Here is a 17,638-nt window from a genome sequence, read left to right on the forward strand (position 1 = left end):
AATGCGGCCGCTGCTCATGGCGCCGGAGATGATGATGTTCGGCGCCGGTCTGGTGGCGCTGATCGCGGGCTCGTTTCTGCGCCGGCAGCGGCAGTGGTGGGTCGGCGTCATGGCGGCCGCGGCGCAGGCCGGTGTTGTCGGTGTCGCAGCGGTGCAGATGGTCGGGCCGGATGAAATGGCTTTCGAGGGCGCGTTTTCGATCGACACCGCGACGGGCGTGGCCCGGATCGCCTGCGCGGCTGGATTGTTGTTGATCTGGGCGGTGGCCGGCGCAGAGATGCGGGCATCGCCGCGGGAAGCCGAAACCTACGCGCTGCTGATGTTTTCGGCCACCGGGGTTCTCGTCCTGGCCGGGGCCGAGGACCTGTTGCTGCTCGTGGCCGGATACTTTCTGGCCAGCATCCCGCTCTACGGGCTGGTGGGGTTGGCGCGGTCGGCCGCCGCGGCAGAGGCCGCCATGAAGGCCTATCTCATGGGCGCGTTGTTTGGGATCCTGCTGATGCTGGGTGCCACGATTCTCTACGGCCTCGCCGGCGCCACCCGATACCCGCAGCTCGCCATGACACTGGGCGGCGCTCCGGCGGTGGCGGTCGCCGCCGGAGTGGTCGGTGTGCTGGCGGGCCTGATGTTCGAGGCCGGCGGGGTGCCAGCGCACTTCTGGGTTCCCGACGCTGCAGAAGGCGCCAACGCCACCGCGGCGACGTTTCTGACCACCGTGCCCAAAATCGGCGCGCTGGTGGCGCTGTATCGCCTCACCACTGCGCTGCCCGACACCCTGGCCTGGCCCGTGCTGATCGCCGTATTCGCCGTCGCCAGCATGACATTGGGCAACCTGGCCGCATACTGGCAAAACGATCCACGCCGGCTGCTGGGATGGTCTACGGTCAGCCAGGTCGGCTACCTTCTCGTGCCGATCACCGTCGCCGACAGCAGCGAGTTGGCACTTCCGTCGCTGCTGTTTTACCTGGGCGGCTATACCGTCACCAACATCGCCGCGTTCGCGGTCACCGCAGCCCTGCCGGGCCGCCGCGATCTCCATTCCTACCGAGGCCTGGCCCGAACCCACCCGTGGCTGGCCGGCGCGTTGGTGGTGTCCCTGCTCGGTCTGGTGGGCACCCCGCCGACCGCGGTGTTCATCGGCAAAGTCACCACCGCCGCCGCGGCCTGGGATGGCCGATATGCGTGGCTGGCCGTCGTCGTGTTCGTCAACACGCTGGTCAGCCTGTTCTACTACCTGCGCTGGATCGTCCCTGCGTTCAGGCGCCCCGACGAAACCGGGGATGCCGACCAATCGGCTGTGCAGCATTGGCCCGCGCGTGCCGCGGTCTTGGCTGCCGCGCTCAGTCTTATCCTGGGCGTCCTCGCTGGGCCGGTTTGGCACCTGGTCGCCTAACACGGATCTTTCAGCTCCGGTTCTCGGGATTTGCTGCGGCACAGCGACGCAACGCGCGTCGGTGCAGAACGCTAGTGGATGCCAGTGAAACGCTCGCCCGCGACCCAATTTCTGCGCGGCGCTACATGTTCCCTGCGCAGCAGGGACATTGCTGCGCCCCATCACAGCAGGGACAATCGGCCATCGGCATCGACATGGGCATCATCATGTTGCCGTTGCAGCACCACATCATCGCCGGCATCGACCCGCCGTTGGCGTAGATGACCGCCATGGGATCGGCACCGGTCACATCGAAGTACGCCTTGCCCGTCGATGTCTGCCCTTGGTTGATGGTGGCACCCGAAATGGCGCTCGGACTCGCCACCTGCCACAACACCTGATAGCGCTCACCGGAAGGCGATACCGCGTACACGTTGGGAATGATCGGTGTCACGGTCCCGGTCAACGCTTCCACCGAGGCTGTGGCCTCCCAGAGTCGGCCCGCCAGTGGGTAGCCGGGCACTGGGTCGGAACTGACCCGCAGGTCGGTGACCGACCATTGCTGGACCGCCGCACCACCTGCCTCTGTCAGCTGTTGAGGTGCGCCGAAGCGATGGGGGCAGGTTTCGGGGGCCGCGGTTGCCGTGGGCATACCGACGCCTACCGCCACCAGCATCGCTGCCGCGGAGATAAAGATCACTTTCAATCTGCGCACGAATAATCCTTTCAGGCATTTGGAACCGTGGTCGAAAGATGAGCTCTAGCCGACACTCTGGTCGGCAGGTCCTCGCGGTTGGAGATCTCCGATGTGTCGCTGGCGCCTCCGCTTCCCCGTCATCTCAGTCCCGATCGCAATCTTCAACATCGACCTACCACCGCGGATCGCACACAGCGACCCCCGTCGACGACTGGAGATTCACGGCACCTGCGCCGCAGAGCCGGCCGTATTCGATGTTCGCTGTCGAACACTGCCGGCCATCTTATCTACGTATCGACACCGTAGAGCATCGTGGGGGCTAGCCGACCGCAACGGCCCAGGGAACCTCGACCCGTCCTCGGCGCGCTGACCGCAGCAGCCCCTTACCCATTGCCGGTAGATGCAACGATGGGCACTGGCGATATACCCGCGGGGGGTATATGCTGGCATATACCCCACCCCGGTATCGAAGGAGTATGTCATGTGTGTACGCGAGTGATCGCCGGCAGGTGCTCATCGCACTCCGGCCCAAGGCCCAGACAGTAATCGTGCCCAGATAGAGAGGGAATCACCATGGCCACCAGCCAATACCAGGTCACCGGCATGACATGCGGGCACTGCGAGAAGTCCATCCGCGAGGAAGTCGGCGAGATCGACGGTGTCGAACAGGTCGACGTCAGCGCGGCCACGGGCAGGCTTGTCGTCACCAGCGCCGAGCCGATCGACGATGCGGCTGTGCTCGCCGCCGTCGACGACGCCGGCTATACCGCGGTGCGCGTCTGATCGCCCGGACTCGCCGTGGACGGCGCTGTCTGGGGCCGATGTTCGACACCGCTGCCACGACACGCCGCGCCTCGATCGAGCAACTGACGAACGTTTGAGCACCGAAATCGAAGGACACCAACCATGACCGATCGCATCCCTGCCGCCGGCACCACCAGCCACGACCACGACCACGACCACGCACCGGTCAGCCCGGGCATCGACACGGCGGAATGCCCCGTGATGCCGGGACGGTTCGTCGCCAAAGCCAAGGCTGAAGCCAGAGGATGGGTCCGCCGGTATGCCGGGCGCACCTACTGGTTGTGCTGCGCTGGCTGCGTGCCCAAGTTCGACGCCGACCCAGCGAAATTCGCTGTTGCATAACCCTTCACCCGGCGGTGGGTGGTGTGGGCCCGGCGCGGCGCGCGGCAGCAAACACCACCCCTCGCCGCATTTCGCGCGACAATGGATTTCAACTACATAATGTGCAGGAATTCGGTGCGACACGCACATCGCGCGAGCGCACGGTCCGGGTGTCAATCCCCGGTCCGCCGCCCCGAGAGGAAAAGATGCCCACATCACCAACAAAACCCAAACCCGCGGACACATCACCGCGCCATGGCTACATGACGGACAAGGACCGCTACCTCGACCGGCTCAAGCGCATCGAAGGACAGGTGCGCGGAGTGCACCGGATGGTCGAAGACGAGCAGTACTGCATCGACATCCTCACCCAGGTCAGCGCGCTGACGCGGGCCCTGCAAGCGGTGGCGCTTGGTCTGCTTGACGATCATCTCAAGCACTGCGTGCTCGACGCCGCACACGTCGGTGGCGATGACGCCGACGCAAAGATCAAAGAGGCCACCGACGCCATCAACCGGCTCGTGCGATCCTGAGTTCTGCCGGGCGGCGGGTTAGCCCAGCGACGTCAGGAGCTCCTGGCAGGCCTGTTCACATCGCCTGCAGGCCTCCGCGCAGATCCGGCAGTGCTCATGATGATCGGCGTGGCGGTCACACTCGTCTCCGCAGGAGCGGCACGCCGCCGCACACGCCTGCAGCACTACACGGGTCAGATTGGCGTCGTAGCCAGTATGGCGCGAGAGCACCCGGGCCGTCGTCTCACACAGATCAGCACAGTCCAGATTGGTGCGCACACAGGTGGTGAGCTGCTGCACCGAGTCTTCGCTCAGGCACGCGTCGGCGCAGGCCGTGCACGCCTGCGCGCAGTCCTGGCACGCCTCGATACAGGACGCCAGCGCGGCGCGGTCGATACCGCCCAGGTCTTGCGGATAGGTTTCAAGCATTTTGCTTGCGGTACTCATACGGTCCTCCATCTCCATGACAGGTACGGGTGTGGCTGCGAGGAGCGTATGAAACAGGCCGCCCCACAGTGGCTAACCGGGACAGACCTGCCACGGTCGTCAGGCCGCATACCCCACTCATCTATGGTCTAACCCCGTAGATTGGTGCATCGAGAAGACCGCAGCGATACGTCACCGCCGGCATGCGATCAGACGGGCGTCGCGAAACGAACACGATGGTCGATCTCAATGCAAATCCGCTGTGGTGCATGCATTTGCGCCGATTGAGCCGACCACCTAGTGACAGCGCCGGTTGGATGATGCGCCGCGGCCACCGGGTGCACTGGGCCTGAACCCGAGACAGTGGGCGGCTGAGCCGACGAGTGCGTAGGCGATTAGCTAGCTAAGCTAGCGCCAAATCAAGGTGCGGCCACTTTGCTGCCACGCCTGCATTCCGCCGGCTAACTCCACCACGTCTTGATATCCCAGGTCCGCAAGGGTTCTGGCGGCGATGAGGCTCATCCGCCCGGTACGGCAATAGACCGCCAGTGGGGTGCTGCGTAGGATCGGCAACTTATCGATCTGCGCCTCAATCTGGTCGAACGGAATCGTGAGATCCGTGCCGGCAATGTCACCCTCGTAGGGCACGTGCACGTTGATCGTGACCCGATCGGGTGCGGCGATAGCGTCGCCGAACTGCTGAGGTCCCACCGAATGCGGCTCAGGGGCCGCGGTGTCGGTGGGTACTGCCGACGGCGGTGTGACCAACGAAGTCGTGTCGGCGGACGAGCCGCAGCCAGCCATCATCAGCACCACCACACAGCCGGCGGTGGCGACGTGGCCGCGGGTACCTAGGCGCAACAGCATCACTCTCCCATCATCGCGTCGTGGCCCGATCTTGACAACACCGCCGGAGAAGCCCGCTGGGGCCAGAAAACTTGAGCGGCGCAGGATCTCCGGGCTGTATCCAGCCCACCCGGGCGGCCGCGACGAGCACGAGGTTGGCGGCAAGCATCACCGCACAGATCGCAATGTCGGCGCGGCGGTCGCGCCGCTCGTCGGTGGGCACCGCCCCCGCCGGGGAGCGCGGGTCTGCGCGCAGGGGAAACAATCGCCCCCGAACGGCCGCCCCTTCGGCCTGTACTCGGCAGGCTGGTCGCGATACGGTTGGGGGGTATGGTATAGGCACACGGGAGGAGACAGGATGAACACAGAGGTGAAGCCCAAGACGGCCGGGCTACTTCGCGTCGCACGACACCCTGCTGTTCGTGCGGTCGGCAAGTGCGCGCTGATGTGTGCGCTTGGGGCTAACTCCCGCCCTCGGCGTTCTGTGAAGAACGAGCACAAGTGCTGCCCATGAGCATCGGCTGCCAGCGCCATCCGGACGTCATGGACGATTGAATCGACCGTATCTCAACTGAAATCAGGCCCGGCACGTGTATGCGCGGCTGGAACCTGAACCCCTGCGGGGGGCTGTCCGGGGACCCTTGTCGGCCGATGCATCGGTCGGCTCTTGGCGTCAGGCCTTGGCGGTCACCCCGAGAGTGATGAATCCGGCCAAGATCATTGCCGCGGCCATGGGATAGCCCAGCAGCACATCCTGCGGGCCAACAACTTTGAGCTGGCTCAGATGCGCGATGATGTGCGCACACGCCATCGCTGACCCGGCGACAACGAGCAGCCAGCCGGTGACGCGGCGTCTGCGCTCGCGGCGATAGGCTGCGGTATAGGTGGACCGGCGATGTTCACGATTCCAAAGCGTCTGCCTCACAAGTTTTCTCCGAATTCCATCGATGTTTGACATGTGCTAGACGAAGACCCTCTGCGCCCAGAGCCGTTGGTGAGACCTCCGAGCCGTGTGGCGGGTGGTTGCACGACGACGACCACCCGCCCGTCGGATTATTGGCAGGTCGCGTCGACGTAGACGGTTTTGTACAAGATGCGCTCGACAGTTTGGTCCCGCCGATTCCGGCGAAACTCGGTGACGTCGCGTCCAGGGCGCACCCCGCTGATCGTGCACTGATCCAACGGCGCTGACCCGACCTTGTTGAGGATCACCTTGTACCCGTTTGATTCCAGTCTGTTGACTGTGTCCTGCACCGAGCCGGGCCCGGCCGGCGCTGCGGCGGCTGGCTGTGCCGCCGCAATCATGAGTGGGGCGATGGCTGAAAGAGCAATAATCGCCAGTGCGGTCATCTTCACGGTCGATCTCCTTTCGCGCACCTCAAGCACATATATGGATGCGCTCAGTACGTAGCTAATTAGTAGCTGGTTTTAGCATAAATGCTTGAAACGGGAAGCCAAGCGAAACCCGCTACGATTCAATATCGGGTAAATATCCGGCATTCCAACGTCTTTCGATATCGGAGCGTCGAAGCGCATGAACGGCTCGGGCAGGGCGGCGCCGCGGCCGTGAGCCGCGTTCAGCAAACGCTGCGCGGTCCGCCGTGGCTTTTGGTTCACCGTGGCTACGTGTGACGCTCTATTCGATTGTGTTGTCGGCCTTGACGCAAAGCGTGCGGCTACCCGGTCGCCTCGTCGAGCGAGGAGCACAACTTTGGCCGTTCACCATCTCTCAAGTTGGGTTCGCGCCGGTGCAGCGCCGGAATCAGAGCGCGATGGATCATTGACGCGCCGATGTGGCTAGCGCTGGCTGGGGTGCTAGGTGTCCGCTGCGATCAAGTCGATGCAGGGCCAGGGCCGCCACCAAACCAACCAATGCCAGTCCGCCCCAGAGCAGTTCGTCCACGCCGATATCGCGGGCGGCTGACAAGAGCGCACCGGTGGCCAGGTTGCCGGCCAGAATGCCGACTCCCACGATGGTGTTGTAGAACCCGTAGTGGGTGGCCACCAGGCGGTTGCCGGCCAGGGACACCACGGTGTCCATCTCGAACGGGAAAACCGCTGCAGATCCGACGGCCAACAGCGCCGCCGACGCCAGCAAGGCGATGATGGCCGCGATGGTGCCGAAGCGCCCGGTGGTGGGAACCACCAGCAGCGGCAAGAAGGACACCGCCAGGATGATCATGCCGATCATCAGGGATCGTCCTGCCCCCCACCGGGCCGCGAACCATCGGGTGATGCGTAGCTGTCCGCCCACCGCAACCAGCCCGGAGACGACGAACACCGCGGCAACGACCAGCGTCTCGTGACGCGGCGCCAGCACAGCAGCGTGCAGCGGCAAAGCCAGATAGACCTGGAAACTCAGCACATAGGACCCGATCATCGCTGCGGCGAACCAGAGGAATGATCGATTGGCCACGACAACGCGCCAGTCATCGAGAATGGCCGTCTTCTTGGCGGGCGGGTCGGCGCTGTGTTGTGGCAACGCGAACAGCTGAGCCACCGTCAGGACGGCGAACACCGCGGCGGCGACGGCGGCCGCGATACGAAAGTCCATGAGCATCAGCGCCAGCCCTGCCAGTGGGCCTGTGAGAATGCCCGCCTGATAAAACACGTTGAACATCGCGAAGGCTTCGACCCTGCGGTCTCCGGAATCTGCCGCCAGGTAGGCGCGTACCGCCGGGTTGAACAACGCACCTGCGAAACCTGTTGCCGCCGAGGCGATCAGCACCGCGGGCAGCGAGTCCGCGAAGGCCAGCAGCCCGAATCCGGCGGTGCGCAAGAGACAGCCGGCCACGATGAGCGGCTTGTAGCCGAGCCGATCAGCGAGGGTACCGCCGATGATGAACATGCCTTGCTGGGAGAAGTTGCGCACGCCCAGGACCAGGCCGACCGTCCACGCCGCCAGGCCCAGCGGCCCGGCCAGGTAACCGGCCAGATACGGCATCAACATGTAAAACCCGAGGTTGATGCCGAACTGATTGATCATCAGCATTCTGCTGGGCCAGCCGAAGCTGGCGAATTGCCCGACCGCACCCATCAGCATTTACTCCGCACCGGATCGACCACGTTGAGGCACCGTGTCCAGGAGGTGATGATCCGTTCGGTCGGATCGGCGATGACGGCCGGCTCTTCGGGCGGTTGCCCGCCGAGAAGGCCGTGTTGGCTGCAATAGTCGTCGTTGTAGACGGTGTCGAAGTAGCGCTGCGGGCCGTCGGGGAAGACGGCGGCGATCGTGGTATCGACTGGGTGGGTGCGGGCGACCCAGCCGGCGACCAGCGCGACTGCGCCAACACTCCACCCGCCAGTGGCGTAGTGGGTTGCCGCCAGGGTGCGGCATGCCCGCACCGCCTCCGCTGGCGCTACCCAGTGCACCTCATCGAAGGCGTCGTAGTCCACGTTGCCCGGATAGATGCTCGATCCCAGTCCGCGCATCAAGCGAGTGGCCGCGGGCTGGCCGAAGATGGTCGATCCGACGGTATCCACCCCGATCAACCGCAGATCCGGGTTGAACTGGCGCAGCACTCGCGCTACTCCGGCGGAGTGACCGCCGGTGCCCACCGAGCACACCAATACGTCGATTTCGCCGAGCTGGGCATCCAGTTCGAGCGCCAGGCCCTGATAGGCCTCTACGTTGTCTGGATTGTTGTACTGGTCTGGATACCAGGAGTGTGGGTGGGCGGCCAGCAGCTCAGCGACCCGGTCGCGGCGGGCCTGCTGCCAACCGCCCTGCGGATGGGGCTCGGCCACGACATCGATTTGTGCGCCGTAGGCCGACAGCATCCGGTGCATGATCGGCTCCATGCCCGGGTCGGTGACAAGGGTCACGGGGTGTCGGTAAACGGTGCCGGCCAGGGCCAGACCCAAACCCAATGTGCCGCTCGTGGATTCCACGATGCGCGCACCAGGTCGCAGGTCCCCGCGGGCGCGGCCCCGCTCCACCATGTGCATGGCAGGGCGGTCTTTCATCCCGCCGGGATTGAAACCCTCCAGCTTGGCCCAAAAGCCGCGCTCGTCATCGCTAAAGGGCTCCGATATCCGCAGCACCGGGGTGTGTCCCACCATCGTGCCCGGCCGGTGGTTTCGGCCCAGCCCGCGGTGGCGCGAGAAGTGAACATCGGTGGAATGAATAGACAGAACATTTTTCATATGAGTGTCGCTTCTGCATCGGAGCCGCGACTTGTGCGCAGCAACTGACAATGGGCAGCGGGTAGCGACCGGCTGTATGTGCCTGGGCACGGTCGGTCTGGGGCTGCCTGATCAGCGCCGCGAGATGCAGAACCGGGCCAGCAACTGGCGGCCCGATGTGGGCGCGGCCAGCGCACGCGGCGGGCCGCGCCCGGTTGCCCAGACCGCGTGGCCGCCGTACAGCCAGGCCGCCACGACGGCAACGGCCACCCCGAGTGCCACCAGTACAGTGGTTACTCGTGGCAGCACGGCGGCCGCGAAGGTATCCGGCGGCGTGGCCATCGCTCGTTGAAGATGTGGGTGATCCATGACGACAGCAAGCTCATCGGCCATCGTGGTCGCGAGCGTGTGAGGCCCGTGATTATCCGGAGGTTCCGACCACGGCAACGCCGCTTCACTGCCGATAAGCAGGATCCAGAAAACGACCGTCAGCGCTAGCGCTGACCGTGATCGCTTTCCAGTAAGGGCGTCTTTGTATCTCACAATGTCGCCCACTGTAGCAGCTTGTACTGCCATCCTCCGTAGGTCCCCAAGTCGAGTCCGTCTCGTTACGCAGTCGCGATTCGAGGTTGCGATGCCCACAAATCGGTGGAACCAACGGATTATGTGATCTTCATGACTGTCTCAGTGGGACAAATGATTTCACAAGTCCGAGGCCGTCGATGTCAGCTCGGAACCGTATCCGCAGGTCCCCTACTGTCCTGGTACGTAGATATGTGTTCTTCCTCACCGCCGCGAGCAGACAGGCGGTGACCGACCCCAGGTCGTTCGATGGTGTACTTTGACTGGCAACACAGTGGCCCCAGCAATCACACTGGCAACACGCCCGGGGTACGCAGCGGCGGGTCGACGAAAGCCGTCTACACGGTGTTCTAGACGCTGTATCGCCACGCAAAGTCGGCAACGGAAGATCACCGAGATGCGGAGATCTGCCGGCCCGAAACGTCGACCGCCGCCGCACACCGAGTGGCCAGCTAACTTTGGCCCATCGATGCCGCATTGGTAAGCGCCCACGTCGGCGCCAATGACCCGGGTGAGCCGATCACCGTGCGTGGCGGCCGCCGATGGCTGAACCCCATGGAGGTTCGTTGCGCTAGGCCGGTGGACCGCCTGGATTCTGGTTGGGAATGTCAGTGATGGGCAGGTTGGGCGCCGGCTTGGGCGACGGGGTGTCGGGCAGCGCAGGAATCCGGGCCGTCGGGATGTCAACAATCGCGTTGGCCGCCGTAGCTGCTGCCGGGTGCGCGGTCGCCGAGAAGGTGGCTCACGGTCACCATGTGATCGCCGTTAGCGATCAGCACCGGAAGAAACTGGTACACCAAGTCCACGGTGCTGGAATAGGTGTCGTGCAACAGTACCGCCGAGCCGGGTTTGATCTGGGTCCTGAGCATGAAGGTCGTGGCTACCAGATCAGCGTCGTTGATCCAGTCGAAAGGAATAATATCCCAAAGGATTTCAGCGAGACCTTGCTTGCCTGCCTCGGCGCGAACGGCGTCGTTGGTCAGCCCGCCGGCCGGGCGGTACAGGTTCGGGGCACGACCGGTTGCGGCCGCGATTGCCCCGGTGGCTTTGCGCAATTGGCTGGGGATATCGGCGGCCGGAATGGTCGTCATGTTGGGGTGCTCCCAGGTGTGGCTGGCGACCTCCATGCCGGCGTCGGCGATGCGCCGTGCCGCGTCAGGGGTCAGTGGCGACCTTGTTGCCGATCAGGAAGAAAGTCGCCTTGGCGCCTTTGTCGGCCAGGACCTTTAGCAGCCGGTCAGTAAATGGGTCGGTCCGTCATCGAACGTCAACGCGACACACTTGTATTTTGAGCAATCCACCTCATCGGCGCCCGGTCCGCGTTGCCCGCGCGCGCCGGCCACGACGAAACCGCCCACCATGACGACCGCGGCGGCCAAGACGCTCAGCTGCCACCGCAGTCCGCTACAACACGCCGCAGCCGCACCCCTTGCCTTTCCGCACACCGCTGCTCGCATCGGCGGCCATATACTACTGGGCGCGACCGTAGATCCTGGCGGTCTCCCTATCCAGCCAGCACCCACAGCCGCTTCACATGGGTGAGCCCTTCGCTGCGGTCGTTGTGGGTGGCCCGTCCACCAGCGCCTGAGCTGCGTGGGTTCCTACTACCATGGCGGAGGTCCAAACAATCGCGGGAGGACACATGGGCTTCACCACTTCATCGGGCGCCCGTCCGGCGAGCTGGATGACCGTGTCGCTGACGGCGCGGCGCCCCGAATCTCCGGTGTGGACCTGGCTGGCACTGTCGGGTCTGCTGGGCGCGCTCGTGCTGGCCGTCGTGGGCGTCCCGACGGTCGATCTCCATGGGCCCCTGCACTACGCCGGAATCATGGATCCGTTCTGCGGCGCGACTCGATCGGTGTATCTGACGATGCACGGTCAATGGGAGTCCGCACTGCGTTACAACGCCGCCGCTCCCCTGATGCTCGTTGTGGCCGCCGGCTTGGCCCTGCGCGGCGCCGCCGGGTGGTGGACCGGACGCTGGGTGCTGGTCCGGATGCCACGTCGCGCTGCGATCGCGTTGGCCCTGGTAGCGCTGATCGCGCTCCAGTTCCGCCAGCAGACCAACGTGGCGCTATTGACCGCGCCCTGGACGGGAGGCTAACGGCGCTAGGGTCGGGGTTAATGCCGTGGAGCTCGTCGACGCGGCTCAGGATCGGGTCGTCGGCACGGTTTAGCCGGTTGATACGCGACGGCCTTCACGCGCAACCAGTTCCTCGTCGTCGACGAGGACAAGCATCGGCTGGCCCGGCGCGCACATCATCGTGACGAGGAAGCGCAGCGGGATGTCGGTGCGGTTGTTGGCATCCTGGTAATGAATCACATCCCCGCCCGGTTCCCAGAATGCTTCGCCGGCTTTGATCACCCGCGGCGCCTCACCTTCCAGTTCAAACAGGATCTCGCCTTCGAACACGTAGCCGAACGCTGGTCCGCCTGGGTGGCGGTGTGGCGGCGCGCCGGGGTCGCCCGGCGGGTATTCGATGACCACGGTCATCACCTCCGCACCTTCGGGAACCGCCGGCGGCGTCGCGGTTTGTATCACGGTCAGCGCCGTCTTCCACGCGGTGCTGCGCGCTGAGCTATTCGACACCGTTGTTCTCCTTATTGCCATTTACTTACTGGTTTCTCGAGGGCTTCAGGCTGAGGACGAACAAGACCTTCCTACAAGACCTTCCCGGACCATACCTCGCCGCCGGCGGCAAAACGGCGTGTTCAACTTCCCGTTCAACGGCACTCACAGCTGGGGCCACTGCGGTGCCCGGCTGCAACAGAAGAAGCCCGGCATCCAACGACTGCTGGCGCTACCCCACCCTCATGACGAGGCCGCACCCGATCGCCAGACACCAACACAGATCTGGCATTTCGGCGACGCCGACCAGCCTTTCGCGCTGGCGCGGACCCGATCGCGCCTCCTGTGTCGAAGGCCGCGCACTAAGGGTCAGAGGTGTGGCAACGAGCTAGCCGCCGCACATCAGCACGCCGGATGCGCCGAGCACAACGGTGGCCAGTGGAGCGAAGGCAATAATGGTGGAGGCACTCGTGAGGGCCGCCTGTGCGCGGACCCGGACATGCTGCGCCGGCGGAAGGGCAAGGCGTTCAGCGCGATTCAATACCGCGACATCGGCCGCGCCCAGCGCTGCGACGGGGGCGCCGCCGGCCAGGGCCATCAACCCGGTGAGCAATGCGCGGTGTCCATGCCGGCGCGCGGCGGCGTCATCGGCGCACATCTCCAACAGCCGGGACACCTCCTCGGCACCGCGCGTCATCAGAGCAAGGCGGGGAAAGACCAGCGCCAAACCGCGCAGCGCAGTGACCATTCTGGGGTGATGCCCATCGAGATGCGCGCGTTCGTGTGCGAGTACGGCTCCCAATTGCCGCGCGTCTAGAGCCGCTACTGCTGCAGTAGTGACCACGATCGCGGCCGGCTTGCCGGCGACGCAGTACGCGGTGCGCTGGGCGGCGTCGACGATGTACACGTCGCGTTCGGTGGTTGGGCGGCCCACCAATCGAACAGCTTGTGCATGACCGTGGGCGAGCGCATGTAGCCGCCCGATCGTGCGCACCAGCCGGATGCCAATGACAGCGACGGCGCCGATCACGCCAGCCGCCCCGATCAGGAGCATCAATTGCGGTGCGCTACCGGCTTTACCGGCAGCCAGGTCACATAGCAATTCGAAGCACGACACCACGAACGAGCCGCGCTGGCGCCAGTGGGCAATCACGTCGAGGATCACCAGGACCGCGATGGTCACCCAGGTGAGCAGGACGGTACCGATCGCGATTATCCAGGCCGCCACCCCGCACCTGGGAGCTTGCCCGCCGCGGGTGAGGAAGCCCAACACCGGCGGCCCGAACATCACCACTGCCACGCTGTAGACCAGCAGGCACGCGGCGATGCTCACCGCTTCTTCGCCCTGCTCGACCGCCTCGCCAGCCGCCGCAACGCTTCTCGAAGCCGCTCGGATTCTTTCGGCCCGATCTGCTCGATGAAGTAGCTGAGCACTAGCTCGGAGCGGCCGCCGCCATCGAGCGCTTCACGCATCAGTTGGGCGGTGTGCTCCTCGCGAGTCATGATGGCCCAATACCGGTAGGCCCGGCCGTCGCGTTCGCGCTCAAGCCACCCTTTGGTGTGCAGGTTATCCATCGTCGACATCACCGTCGTGTAAGCGATCCGTCGCTCCTCGGAGAGTTCCTCGAAAATCTCACGTACCGTTACCGACTCGGGATCGCGGTTCCAGATGCGATCCATGACGACGGCTTCCAGCTCCCCGAAACCTCGTACCCGCACCGTCTCACCCTTCAGCGTTGTTGCTGCCGAGCCTACATCGCGCGAGCGCGTAGGCGTGGTGCGACGCAGGATAGTCCGGCACGTCCGCTGCGCGCCACCTGCGCATCGCGACGCCGCAGGGCTGCCAGCCTGACCGAAGCCACCACTGGCGCAGTGCCGTTGAGCGGCCGAACACGCGACATGCGCACCGCTCGTGGGGCTCGCTTGTTCCCGTCGGCGACACCTCACCAGTGGGCTGCAGCTAGCTTCGCACAATCACCGGGTCGCCCACCTGCACGGTGTTGAAATACCATTCGGCGTTTTCCGGACTCAGATTGATGCACCCGTGGCTGACGTTGGCCGAGCCCTGCGACGCGACCGACCACGGCGCCGAATGCACGTACACCCCGCCCCATGTCACTCGCACGCCGTACTCGCCGTTGATCAGATAGCCCTCGGGGTCGTCGAGCGGAATGCCGATGGTACGGGAATCGAACACGACGTTGCGTTGCTTCTCCAGCACTGTGAAGGTGCCCACGGGTGTACCAAAGCCCGGTTTGCCCAACGACGCCGGCATCTCGCGCACCACTTGGTCGTCGATACTCACGGTAAACGTGTGGGCCGAGATGTCGGCGATGCCCACTACCGCCGCTCCGGTCGTGAAGTCGGTCTTCATGCCGTCTATACGCACCGTAATCGTCGAATGCGCCGGCCAGGAGCCGTCCGGGTTGAACTCCACGAGGCTGTCGTTGACCCAGGTAAAGCGGCCCGTCAGCGGCTGCGACGCGCCGAAGGTGATCCTGCGCTCGGCGGCAGTGCGGTCATCGACGGGCATAGCGAATCCCACCAGCACAGGATGGGCAACCCCCACCACCTGTCCAGGTCCCGGACGCACCATCACCACACGGCTATCCACGCTCGATGATGTGGCCGCACCCGAACCCACCGCCGGTACGCCGACGGTCACCGCTGCGGCTGCGACCATCAATGCCACTAGCCCGCGAAGCATGGCGCCCATGAGGCTCCCTTCACCACATATGCATTGCAAATATCATTCTACGTACTTACTGCGTATCCGGTTGAATCGGCGCGGTCGATCCGAGTTGACGGCGGATGCCTAAAAGACAACGCTTCTCACTCACTTCGACAATGGCGGCCGTCACACGACCAGCAGTCCCGCGCCGTCCCTGCAACGAAACACCGACTCGCACAAGTGAACGCCGGAAACGGGCCGCTACTGCGCCGCGCAGCCACCGTCAACCGACGGGCTGATCCATAAGGTCGGCAAGACTGAGCGTGGTGATTGCAGCCTGATTAACAACAGTCCGATGAGGACCAACATGGCGGCCATCGGAATCCGATCAGCGGGTCCTGCGTCCCGACGACGCGCATGTTCGCGAGGTGGCGATCAGGTACATGAGGTGACGCGCACCGCGGCGACGATGCCGTCACACCGCGGTACAGGACGCCAGCCCGGCGAGCGCGGCGAAGGTGAGCAGTGTGGTTGTGCCCAGCACGAGTGCCGCCCCCCAGACGGCGGTCGAGCGAGCGAAGCGGCCTGCGTTGGGTACCCGCCCGCCGGTAAGGCGGGCCAGTCGCAGTTGAGTGCAGTTGCCGCCGATGCCGAGTGCCGATGCGGGCTCGGCAGCGGACTGCAGTGTCTGCAACGCCCGGCGCAGGCCGTGGTGTCCGTGAGTGCGGGCAGCATGCGCGTCGGCGTCCAGTTCCACCAGGGTGCGCACGAGCGAGGGCGAATGTCGCATCAGCGGCAGCCAGCCCAGCCCAGCGGCCGCGGCCTGCGCGACGGCGATCAGCAGATGGTGGCGCCGACGCACGTGGGCGCGCTCGTGGGCTTCCACGGCGTTGACTGCTGCGCGGTCCAGGCATTGCCGTAATCCGGTACTCATCACCACCATGGGCGGCTCACCAGCCAGGCTGTAGGCCAGCGGCTCGCTGGCCGGCAGCCACAGCACCGTGCCGCTACGTGGACCCCGGCCGGTCAGTAGCCACGCCAACTCCGCGTGTTTGTCGTGTAAGCGGCGTCGGCGCCCGCCGGTACGGCTCGCCTGCCAGCCAGCACGTATCGCGGCGACGGCCAGTGCGGCGGCGCTGAGGATGCCCGCGACGGTTTCGATCGGCGCGGGTGGAACGTCGTGTAACGCCAGCCAGCACCGGTGCAGCAGCTCGGCCAGCGCCGGCAGCGCCACCGCAGCCAACGTCACGCACACCAGCACCCCCCACATGGCCAACAGCACCGCGGCGTCGGTTCCGCGGCGCGTCAGGGCACGCAGTATGGGCGGCGCAAGCACACCCACAACGATGCCTCCGATCGTCCACCACAACACAGCGGTCACGGCTGGCGTGGCGGCTTTCGGCGCGATGCCCGGCTGGTTGTCTTGCGGGCTGTCATCGTTCCTGCCTTTCCCCGAGCGCGGAGGCAACCGATTCCCTGACCTGAGCAACGTCGCGAAACACCAGCACATCCTGAAGGCGGCGCACTGATCCGTCGGTACCGACAAGGTAGCTCAGCGGCAACAGCGGCGGTGCCGCCAACGCACCGGCCACCTCATCAGCGTCGGTGAACGACGGATAGCCGATGCGTAAGTCACGCATCAGCGCCGCCGCCGAGGCGGGGCGGTCGCGCACATTGACACCAACCACCCTCACCGCCCCGGGGGTACTCGCATAGGCGTCGAGCACCGGCATCTCCTCGCGACACGGCGCGCACCACGACGCCCACAGATTGAGCACCGTCGGCGGACCGGCCACCGCTGTACCGACATCCACCGGCTGCGCCGAGCCCAGGCACCTGGCCATCGCGTCGGCAAGTGTGGGCACTGGCGTCGCGTCGAGCGCGGGCAGCGGGCAGGGAACGGCGCCGGCCTGGGTCCCAGCGGACTGCGCACCGGCCGCGACGTCCGCGGCAGACAGCCGCCTCGCCGGTGAGGACACCGGGTCGTGGCTGACGAGCACAACAGCGATGGCCGCCGCAGCGGCGATCAGTACGGCTAACGATCGAGCCCGCACAGTCAGCACTCACGCTTCGGAGCCGACGTTGCCGCCGCGGACAGCGGCCCGCCGCCCACGGCGGGGCAGGATCGCAGGGCCGTCAGCCGGCGCCACAGCGCCCAACCCAACAGGGCCAGCGCAGCGGCCGCGATGAGCGGCTGCAGCGGCGCCCACACATTAAGTGCCCCACTGACGCCGAGAGCGGCGACCACGAGCTTGTTGCACACCGGGCACCCGACCGCCAGCACTGACCCGATGTTGGCGAGGATCCCGGCGCGCCCGGGCCCCGAGAAAACTGCAGAAGGTCGACGCACATAGGTGGCCGCCAGCACGCCACTCACAACCGAAGTCAGTACCCACACGGCATAGCTCCACCACGGCGCGGGGGTCATGCGCACGAAGATCGGATTGGCCACCAGCGCGCTGGGCACACCGACCGCCACAGCGACCGCTGCCGCCGCCGCCACTGCGACCGCCAGCTGCAACGGCGCCATCCGGCGCACCATATCTGACCACCATCCCGGACGCCCAGCCCGATAACAACCCAACTTAGTACTAATGCACATAGTAGGCGATCGGTGTTTGTGAACGTGCGGTCCCACATCAGCCGGCATCACCGATCGAATCGCCCCCCGACACACTGCTACTGTTCTACATAGTAGATCCCTGTGCGGTGC

General features: G+C 65.3%; 20 protein-coding genes and 2 pseudogenes. 6 read left to right on the top strand and 16 right to left on the bottom strand.

Going from position 1 to position 17,638, the window contains the following annotated elements:
- Nucleotide 1: 1 nt before the first annotated feature.
- Nucleotides 2-1,393: an NADH-quinone oxidoreductase subunit N gene (locus CSQ99_RS25860; RefSeq protein WP_099041884.1), complete on the top strand. Its 1,392-nt coding sequence runs from the start codon at nucleotides 2-4 to the stop codon at nucleotides 1,391-1,393.
- 121 nt (nucleotides 1,394-1,514) lie between these two features.
- Here CSQ99_RS25860 and CSQ99_RS25865 read toward each other — a convergent pair whose 3' ends face one another.
- Nucleotides 1,515-2,087 (bottom strand): DUF1942 domain-containing protein, encoded by a 573-nt coding sequence (locus CSQ99_RS25865; protein ID WP_176561222.1) that lies wholly within the window; start codon nucleotides 2,085-2,087, stop codon nucleotides 1,515-1,517.
- A 555-nt stretch (nucleotides 2,088-2,642) separates the two neighbouring features.
- On the opposite strand from CSQ99_RS25865, the gene CSQ99_RS25870 reads away from it, so the two are divergent.
- From CSQ99_RS25870 to CSQ99_RS25880, 3 genes are all read left to right on the top strand, one after another.
- Complete coding sequence (locus tag CSQ99_RS25870) at nucleotides 2,643-2,852, top strand: heavy-metal-associated domain-containing protein (protein ID WP_099041863.1); 210 nt, start codon at nucleotides 2,643-2,645, stop codon at nucleotides 2,850-2,852.
- A gap of 123 nt (nucleotides 2,853-2,975) precedes the next feature.
- Complete coding sequence (locus CSQ99_RS25875; protein WP_099041864.1) at nucleotides 2,976-3,215, top strand: hypothetical protein; 240 nt, start codon at nucleotides 2,976-2,978, stop codon at nucleotides 3,213-3,215.
- Nucleotides 3,216-3,400: 185 nt separating this feature from the next.
- A complete protein-coding gene (locus CSQ99_RS25880; protein ID WP_099041886.1) occupies nucleotides 3,401-3,727 on the top strand; it encodes a metal-sensitive transcriptional regulator in 327 nt (108 codons plus the stop codon).
- An 18-nt stretch (nucleotides 3,728-3,745) separates the two neighbouring features.
- On the opposite strand, the gene CSQ99_RS25885 is transcribed toward CSQ99_RS25880, so the two are convergent.
- The 8 genes and pseudogenes from CSQ99_RS25885 to CSQ99_RS25920 all read right to left on the bottom strand — a co-directional run bounded on the left by CSQ99_RS25885 (nucleotide 3,746) and on the right by CSQ99_RS25920 (nucleotide 11,046).
- Nucleotides 3,746-4,153: a four-helix bundle copper-binding protein gene (locus CSQ99_RS25885; RefSeq protein WP_099041887.1), complete on the bottom strand. Its 408-nt coding sequence runs from the start codon at nucleotides 4,151-4,153 to the stop codon at nucleotides 3,746-3,748.
- 387 nt (nucleotides 4,154-4,540) lie between these two features.
- Complete coding sequence (locus tag CSQ99_RS25890) at nucleotides 4,541-4,999, bottom strand: rhodanese-like domain-containing protein (RefSeq protein WP_218014617.1); 459 nt, start codon at nucleotides 4,997-4,999, stop codon at nucleotides 4,541-4,543.
- Nucleotides 5,000-5,651: 652 nt separating this feature from the next.
- Complete coding sequence (locus CSQ99_RS25895; protein ID WP_099041865.1) at nucleotides 5,652-5,903, bottom strand: hypothetical protein; 252 nt, start codon at nucleotides 5,901-5,903, stop codon at nucleotides 5,652-5,654.
- 128 nt (nucleotides 5,904-6,031) lie between these two features.
- Nucleotides 6,032-6,328, bottom strand: coding sequence for a hypothetical protein (locus CSQ99_RS25900; RefSeq protein ID WP_245909099.1), 297 nt, complete (start codon nucleotides 6,326-6,328; stop codon nucleotides 6,032-6,034).
- 427 nt (nucleotides 6,329-6,755) lie between these two features.
- The gene (locus CSQ99_RS25905; RefSeq protein WP_176561225.1) at nucleotides 6,756-8,015 is read right to left on the bottom strand and encodes an MFS transporter; all 1,260 of its coding nucleotides are present in this window, start codon (nucleotides 8,013-8,015) and stop codon (nucleotides 6,756-6,758) included.
- A complete protein-coding gene (locus CSQ99_RS25910; RefSeq protein WP_099041867.1) occupies nucleotides 8,015-9,124 on the bottom strand; it encodes a PLP-dependent cysteine synthase family protein in 1,110 nt (369 codons plus the stop codon). Before CSQ99_RS25910 ends, CSQ99_RS25905 begins: the two co-directional genes overlap by 1 nt.
- Before the next feature lie 111 nt (nucleotides 9,125-9,235).
- Nucleotides 9,236-9,679 (bottom strand): putative copper homeostasis (lipo)protein LpqS, encoded by a 444-nt coding sequence (gene lpqS, locus CSQ99_RS31985; protein WP_099041868.1) that lies wholly within the window; start codon nucleotides 9,677-9,679, stop codon nucleotides 9,236-9,238.
- Between the two features lie 577 nt (nucleotides 9,680-10,256).
- Nucleotides 10,257-11,046 (bottom strand): annotated as a pseudogene (locus CSQ99_RS25920) (polysaccharide deacetylase family protein).
- A 281-nt stretch (nucleotides 11,047-11,327) separates the two neighbouring features.
- On the opposite strand from CSQ99_RS25920, the gene CSQ99_RS25925 reads away from it, so the two are divergent.
- Entirely contained in the window at nucleotides 11,328-11,789 is a 462-nt protein-coding gene (locus CSQ99_RS25925; RefSeq protein WP_099041869.1) for a DUF2752 domain-containing protein, read from the top strand.
- Between the two features lie 69 nt (nucleotides 11,790-11,858).
- On the opposite strand, the gene CSQ99_RS25930 is transcribed toward CSQ99_RS25925, so the two are convergent.
- Nucleotides 11,859-12,275, bottom strand: coding sequence for a cupin domain-containing protein (locus CSQ99_RS25930; RefSeq protein ID WP_099041870.1), 417 nt, complete (start codon nucleotides 12,273-12,275; stop codon nucleotides 11,859-11,861).
- 32 nt (nucleotides 12,276-12,307) lie between these two features.
- On the opposite strand from CSQ99_RS25930, the pseudogene CSQ99_RS31560 reads away from it, so the two are divergent.
- Nucleotides 12,308-12,492: pseudogene (locus tag CSQ99_RS31560) on the top strand (diacylglycerol acyltransferase/mycolyltransferase Ag85A); the annotation flags it as partial.
- Between the two features lie 150 nt (nucleotides 12,493-12,642).
- Here the strand turns inward: CSQ99_RS31560 and CSQ99_RS25940 are convergent.
- The 6 genes from CSQ99_RS25940 to CSQ99_RS25965 all read right to left on the bottom strand — a co-directional run bounded on the left by CSQ99_RS25940 (nucleotide 12,643) and on the right by CSQ99_RS25965 (nucleotide 17,455).
- Complete coding sequence (locus CSQ99_RS25940) at nucleotides 12,643-13,587, bottom strand: M56 family metallopeptidase (RefSeq protein WP_099041871.1); 945 nt, start codon at nucleotides 13,585-13,587, stop codon at nucleotides 12,643-12,645.
- On the bottom strand, nucleotides 13,584-13,973 hold the full coding sequence (locus CSQ99_RS25945) for a BlaI/MecI/CopY family transcriptional regulator (protein ID WP_099041872.1): 390 nt from the start codon (nucleotides 13,971-13,973) through the stop codon (nucleotides 13,584-13,586). The genes CSQ99_RS25940 and CSQ99_RS25945 overlap by 4 nt, the downstream gene beginning before the upstream one ends.
- Nucleotides 13,974-14,214: 241 nt before the next feature.
- On the bottom strand, nucleotides 14,215-14,970 hold the full coding sequence (locus CSQ99_RS25950) for a L,D-transpeptidase (RefSeq protein WP_425437880.1): 756 nt from the start codon (nucleotides 14,968-14,970) through the stop codon (nucleotides 14,215-14,217).
- A gap of 430 nt (nucleotides 14,971-15,400) precedes the next feature.
- A complete protein-coding gene (locus tag CSQ99_RS25955) occupies nucleotides 15,401-16,306 on the bottom strand; it encodes a M56 family metallopeptidase (protein ID WP_245909096.1) in 906 nt (301 codons plus the stop codon).
- A gap of 52 nt (nucleotides 16,307-16,358) precedes the next feature.
- Nucleotides 16,359-16,979 carry a TlpA family protein disulfide reductase gene (locus CSQ99_RS25960; protein WP_099041892.1) on the bottom strand — a complete coding sequence of 207 codons (621 nt, stop codon included), beginning with the start codon at nucleotides 16,977-16,979 and terminating at the stop codon, nucleotides 16,359-16,361.
- 2 nt (nucleotides 16,980-16,981) lie between these two features.
- On the bottom strand, nucleotides 16,982-17,455 hold the full coding sequence (locus tag CSQ99_RS25965; protein WP_245909097.1) for a hypothetical protein: 474 nt from the start codon (nucleotides 17,453-17,455) through the stop codon (nucleotides 16,982-16,984).
- Nucleotides 17,456-17,638: the final 183 nt, after the last annotated feature.

Origin of the sequence: Mycobacterium neglectum, assembly GCF_002591975.1 — a bacterium.
In the GTDB taxonomy this organism is placed as follows: domain Bacteria; phylum Actinomycetota; class Actinomycetes; order Mycobacteriales; family Mycobacteriaceae; genus Mycobacterium; species Mycobacterium neglectum.

Bases quoted from the DNA above. Each gene is read 5' to 3' on its own strand.
- CSQ99_RS25860 (WP_099041884.1), top strand. From the start codon at position 2: ATGCGGCCGCTGCTCATGGCGCCGGAGATGATGATGTTCGGCGCCGGT.
- CSQ99_RS25870 (WP_099041863.1), top strand. From the start codon at position 2,643: ATGGCCACCAGCCAATACCAGGTCACCGGCATGACATGCGGGCACTGC.
- CSQ99_RS25875 (WP_099041864.1), top strand. From the start codon at position 2,976: ATGACCGATCGCATCCCTGCCGCCGGCACCACCAGCCACGACCACGAC.
- CSQ99_RS25880 (WP_099041886.1), top strand. From the start codon at position 3,401: ATGCCCACATCACCAACAAAACCCAAACCCGCGGACACATCACCGCGC.
- CSQ99_RS25885 (WP_099041887.1), bottom strand. From the start codon at position 4,153: ATGAGTACCGCAAGCAAAATGCTTGAAACCTATCCGCAAGACCTGGGC.
- CSQ99_RS25890 (WP_218014617.1), bottom strand. From the start codon at position 4,999: ATGCTGTTGCGCCTAGGTACCCGCGGCCACGTCGCCACCGCCGGCTGT.
- CSQ99_RS25900 (WP_245909099.1), bottom strand. From the start codon at position 6,328: ATGACCGCACTGGCGATTATTGCTCTTTCAGCCATCGCCCCACTCATG.
- CSQ99_RS25905 (WP_176561225.1), bottom strand. From the start codon at position 8,015: ATGGGTGCGGTCGGGCAATTCGCCAGCTTCGGCTGGCCCAGCAGAATG.
- CSQ99_RS25910 (WP_099041867.1), bottom strand. From the start codon at position 9,124: ATGAAAAATGTTCTGTCTATTCATTCCACCGATGTTCACTTCTCGCGC.
- lpqS (WP_099041868.1), bottom strand. From the start codon at position 9,679: ATGGCAGTACAAGCTGCTACAGTGGGCGACATTGTGAGATACAAAGAC.
- CSQ99_RS25925 (WP_099041869.1), top strand. From the start codon at position 11,328: ATGGGCTTCACCACTTCATCGGGCGCCCGTCCGGCGAGCTGGATGACC.
- CSQ99_RS25950 (WP_425437880.1), bottom strand. From the start codon at position 14,970: ATGGGCGCCATGCTTCGCGGGCTAGTGGCATTGATGGTCGCAGCCGCA.
- CSQ99_RS25965 (WP_245909097.1), bottom strand. From the start codon at position 17,455: ATGGCGCCGTTGCAGCTGGCGGTCGCAGTGGCGGCGGCGGCAGCGGTC.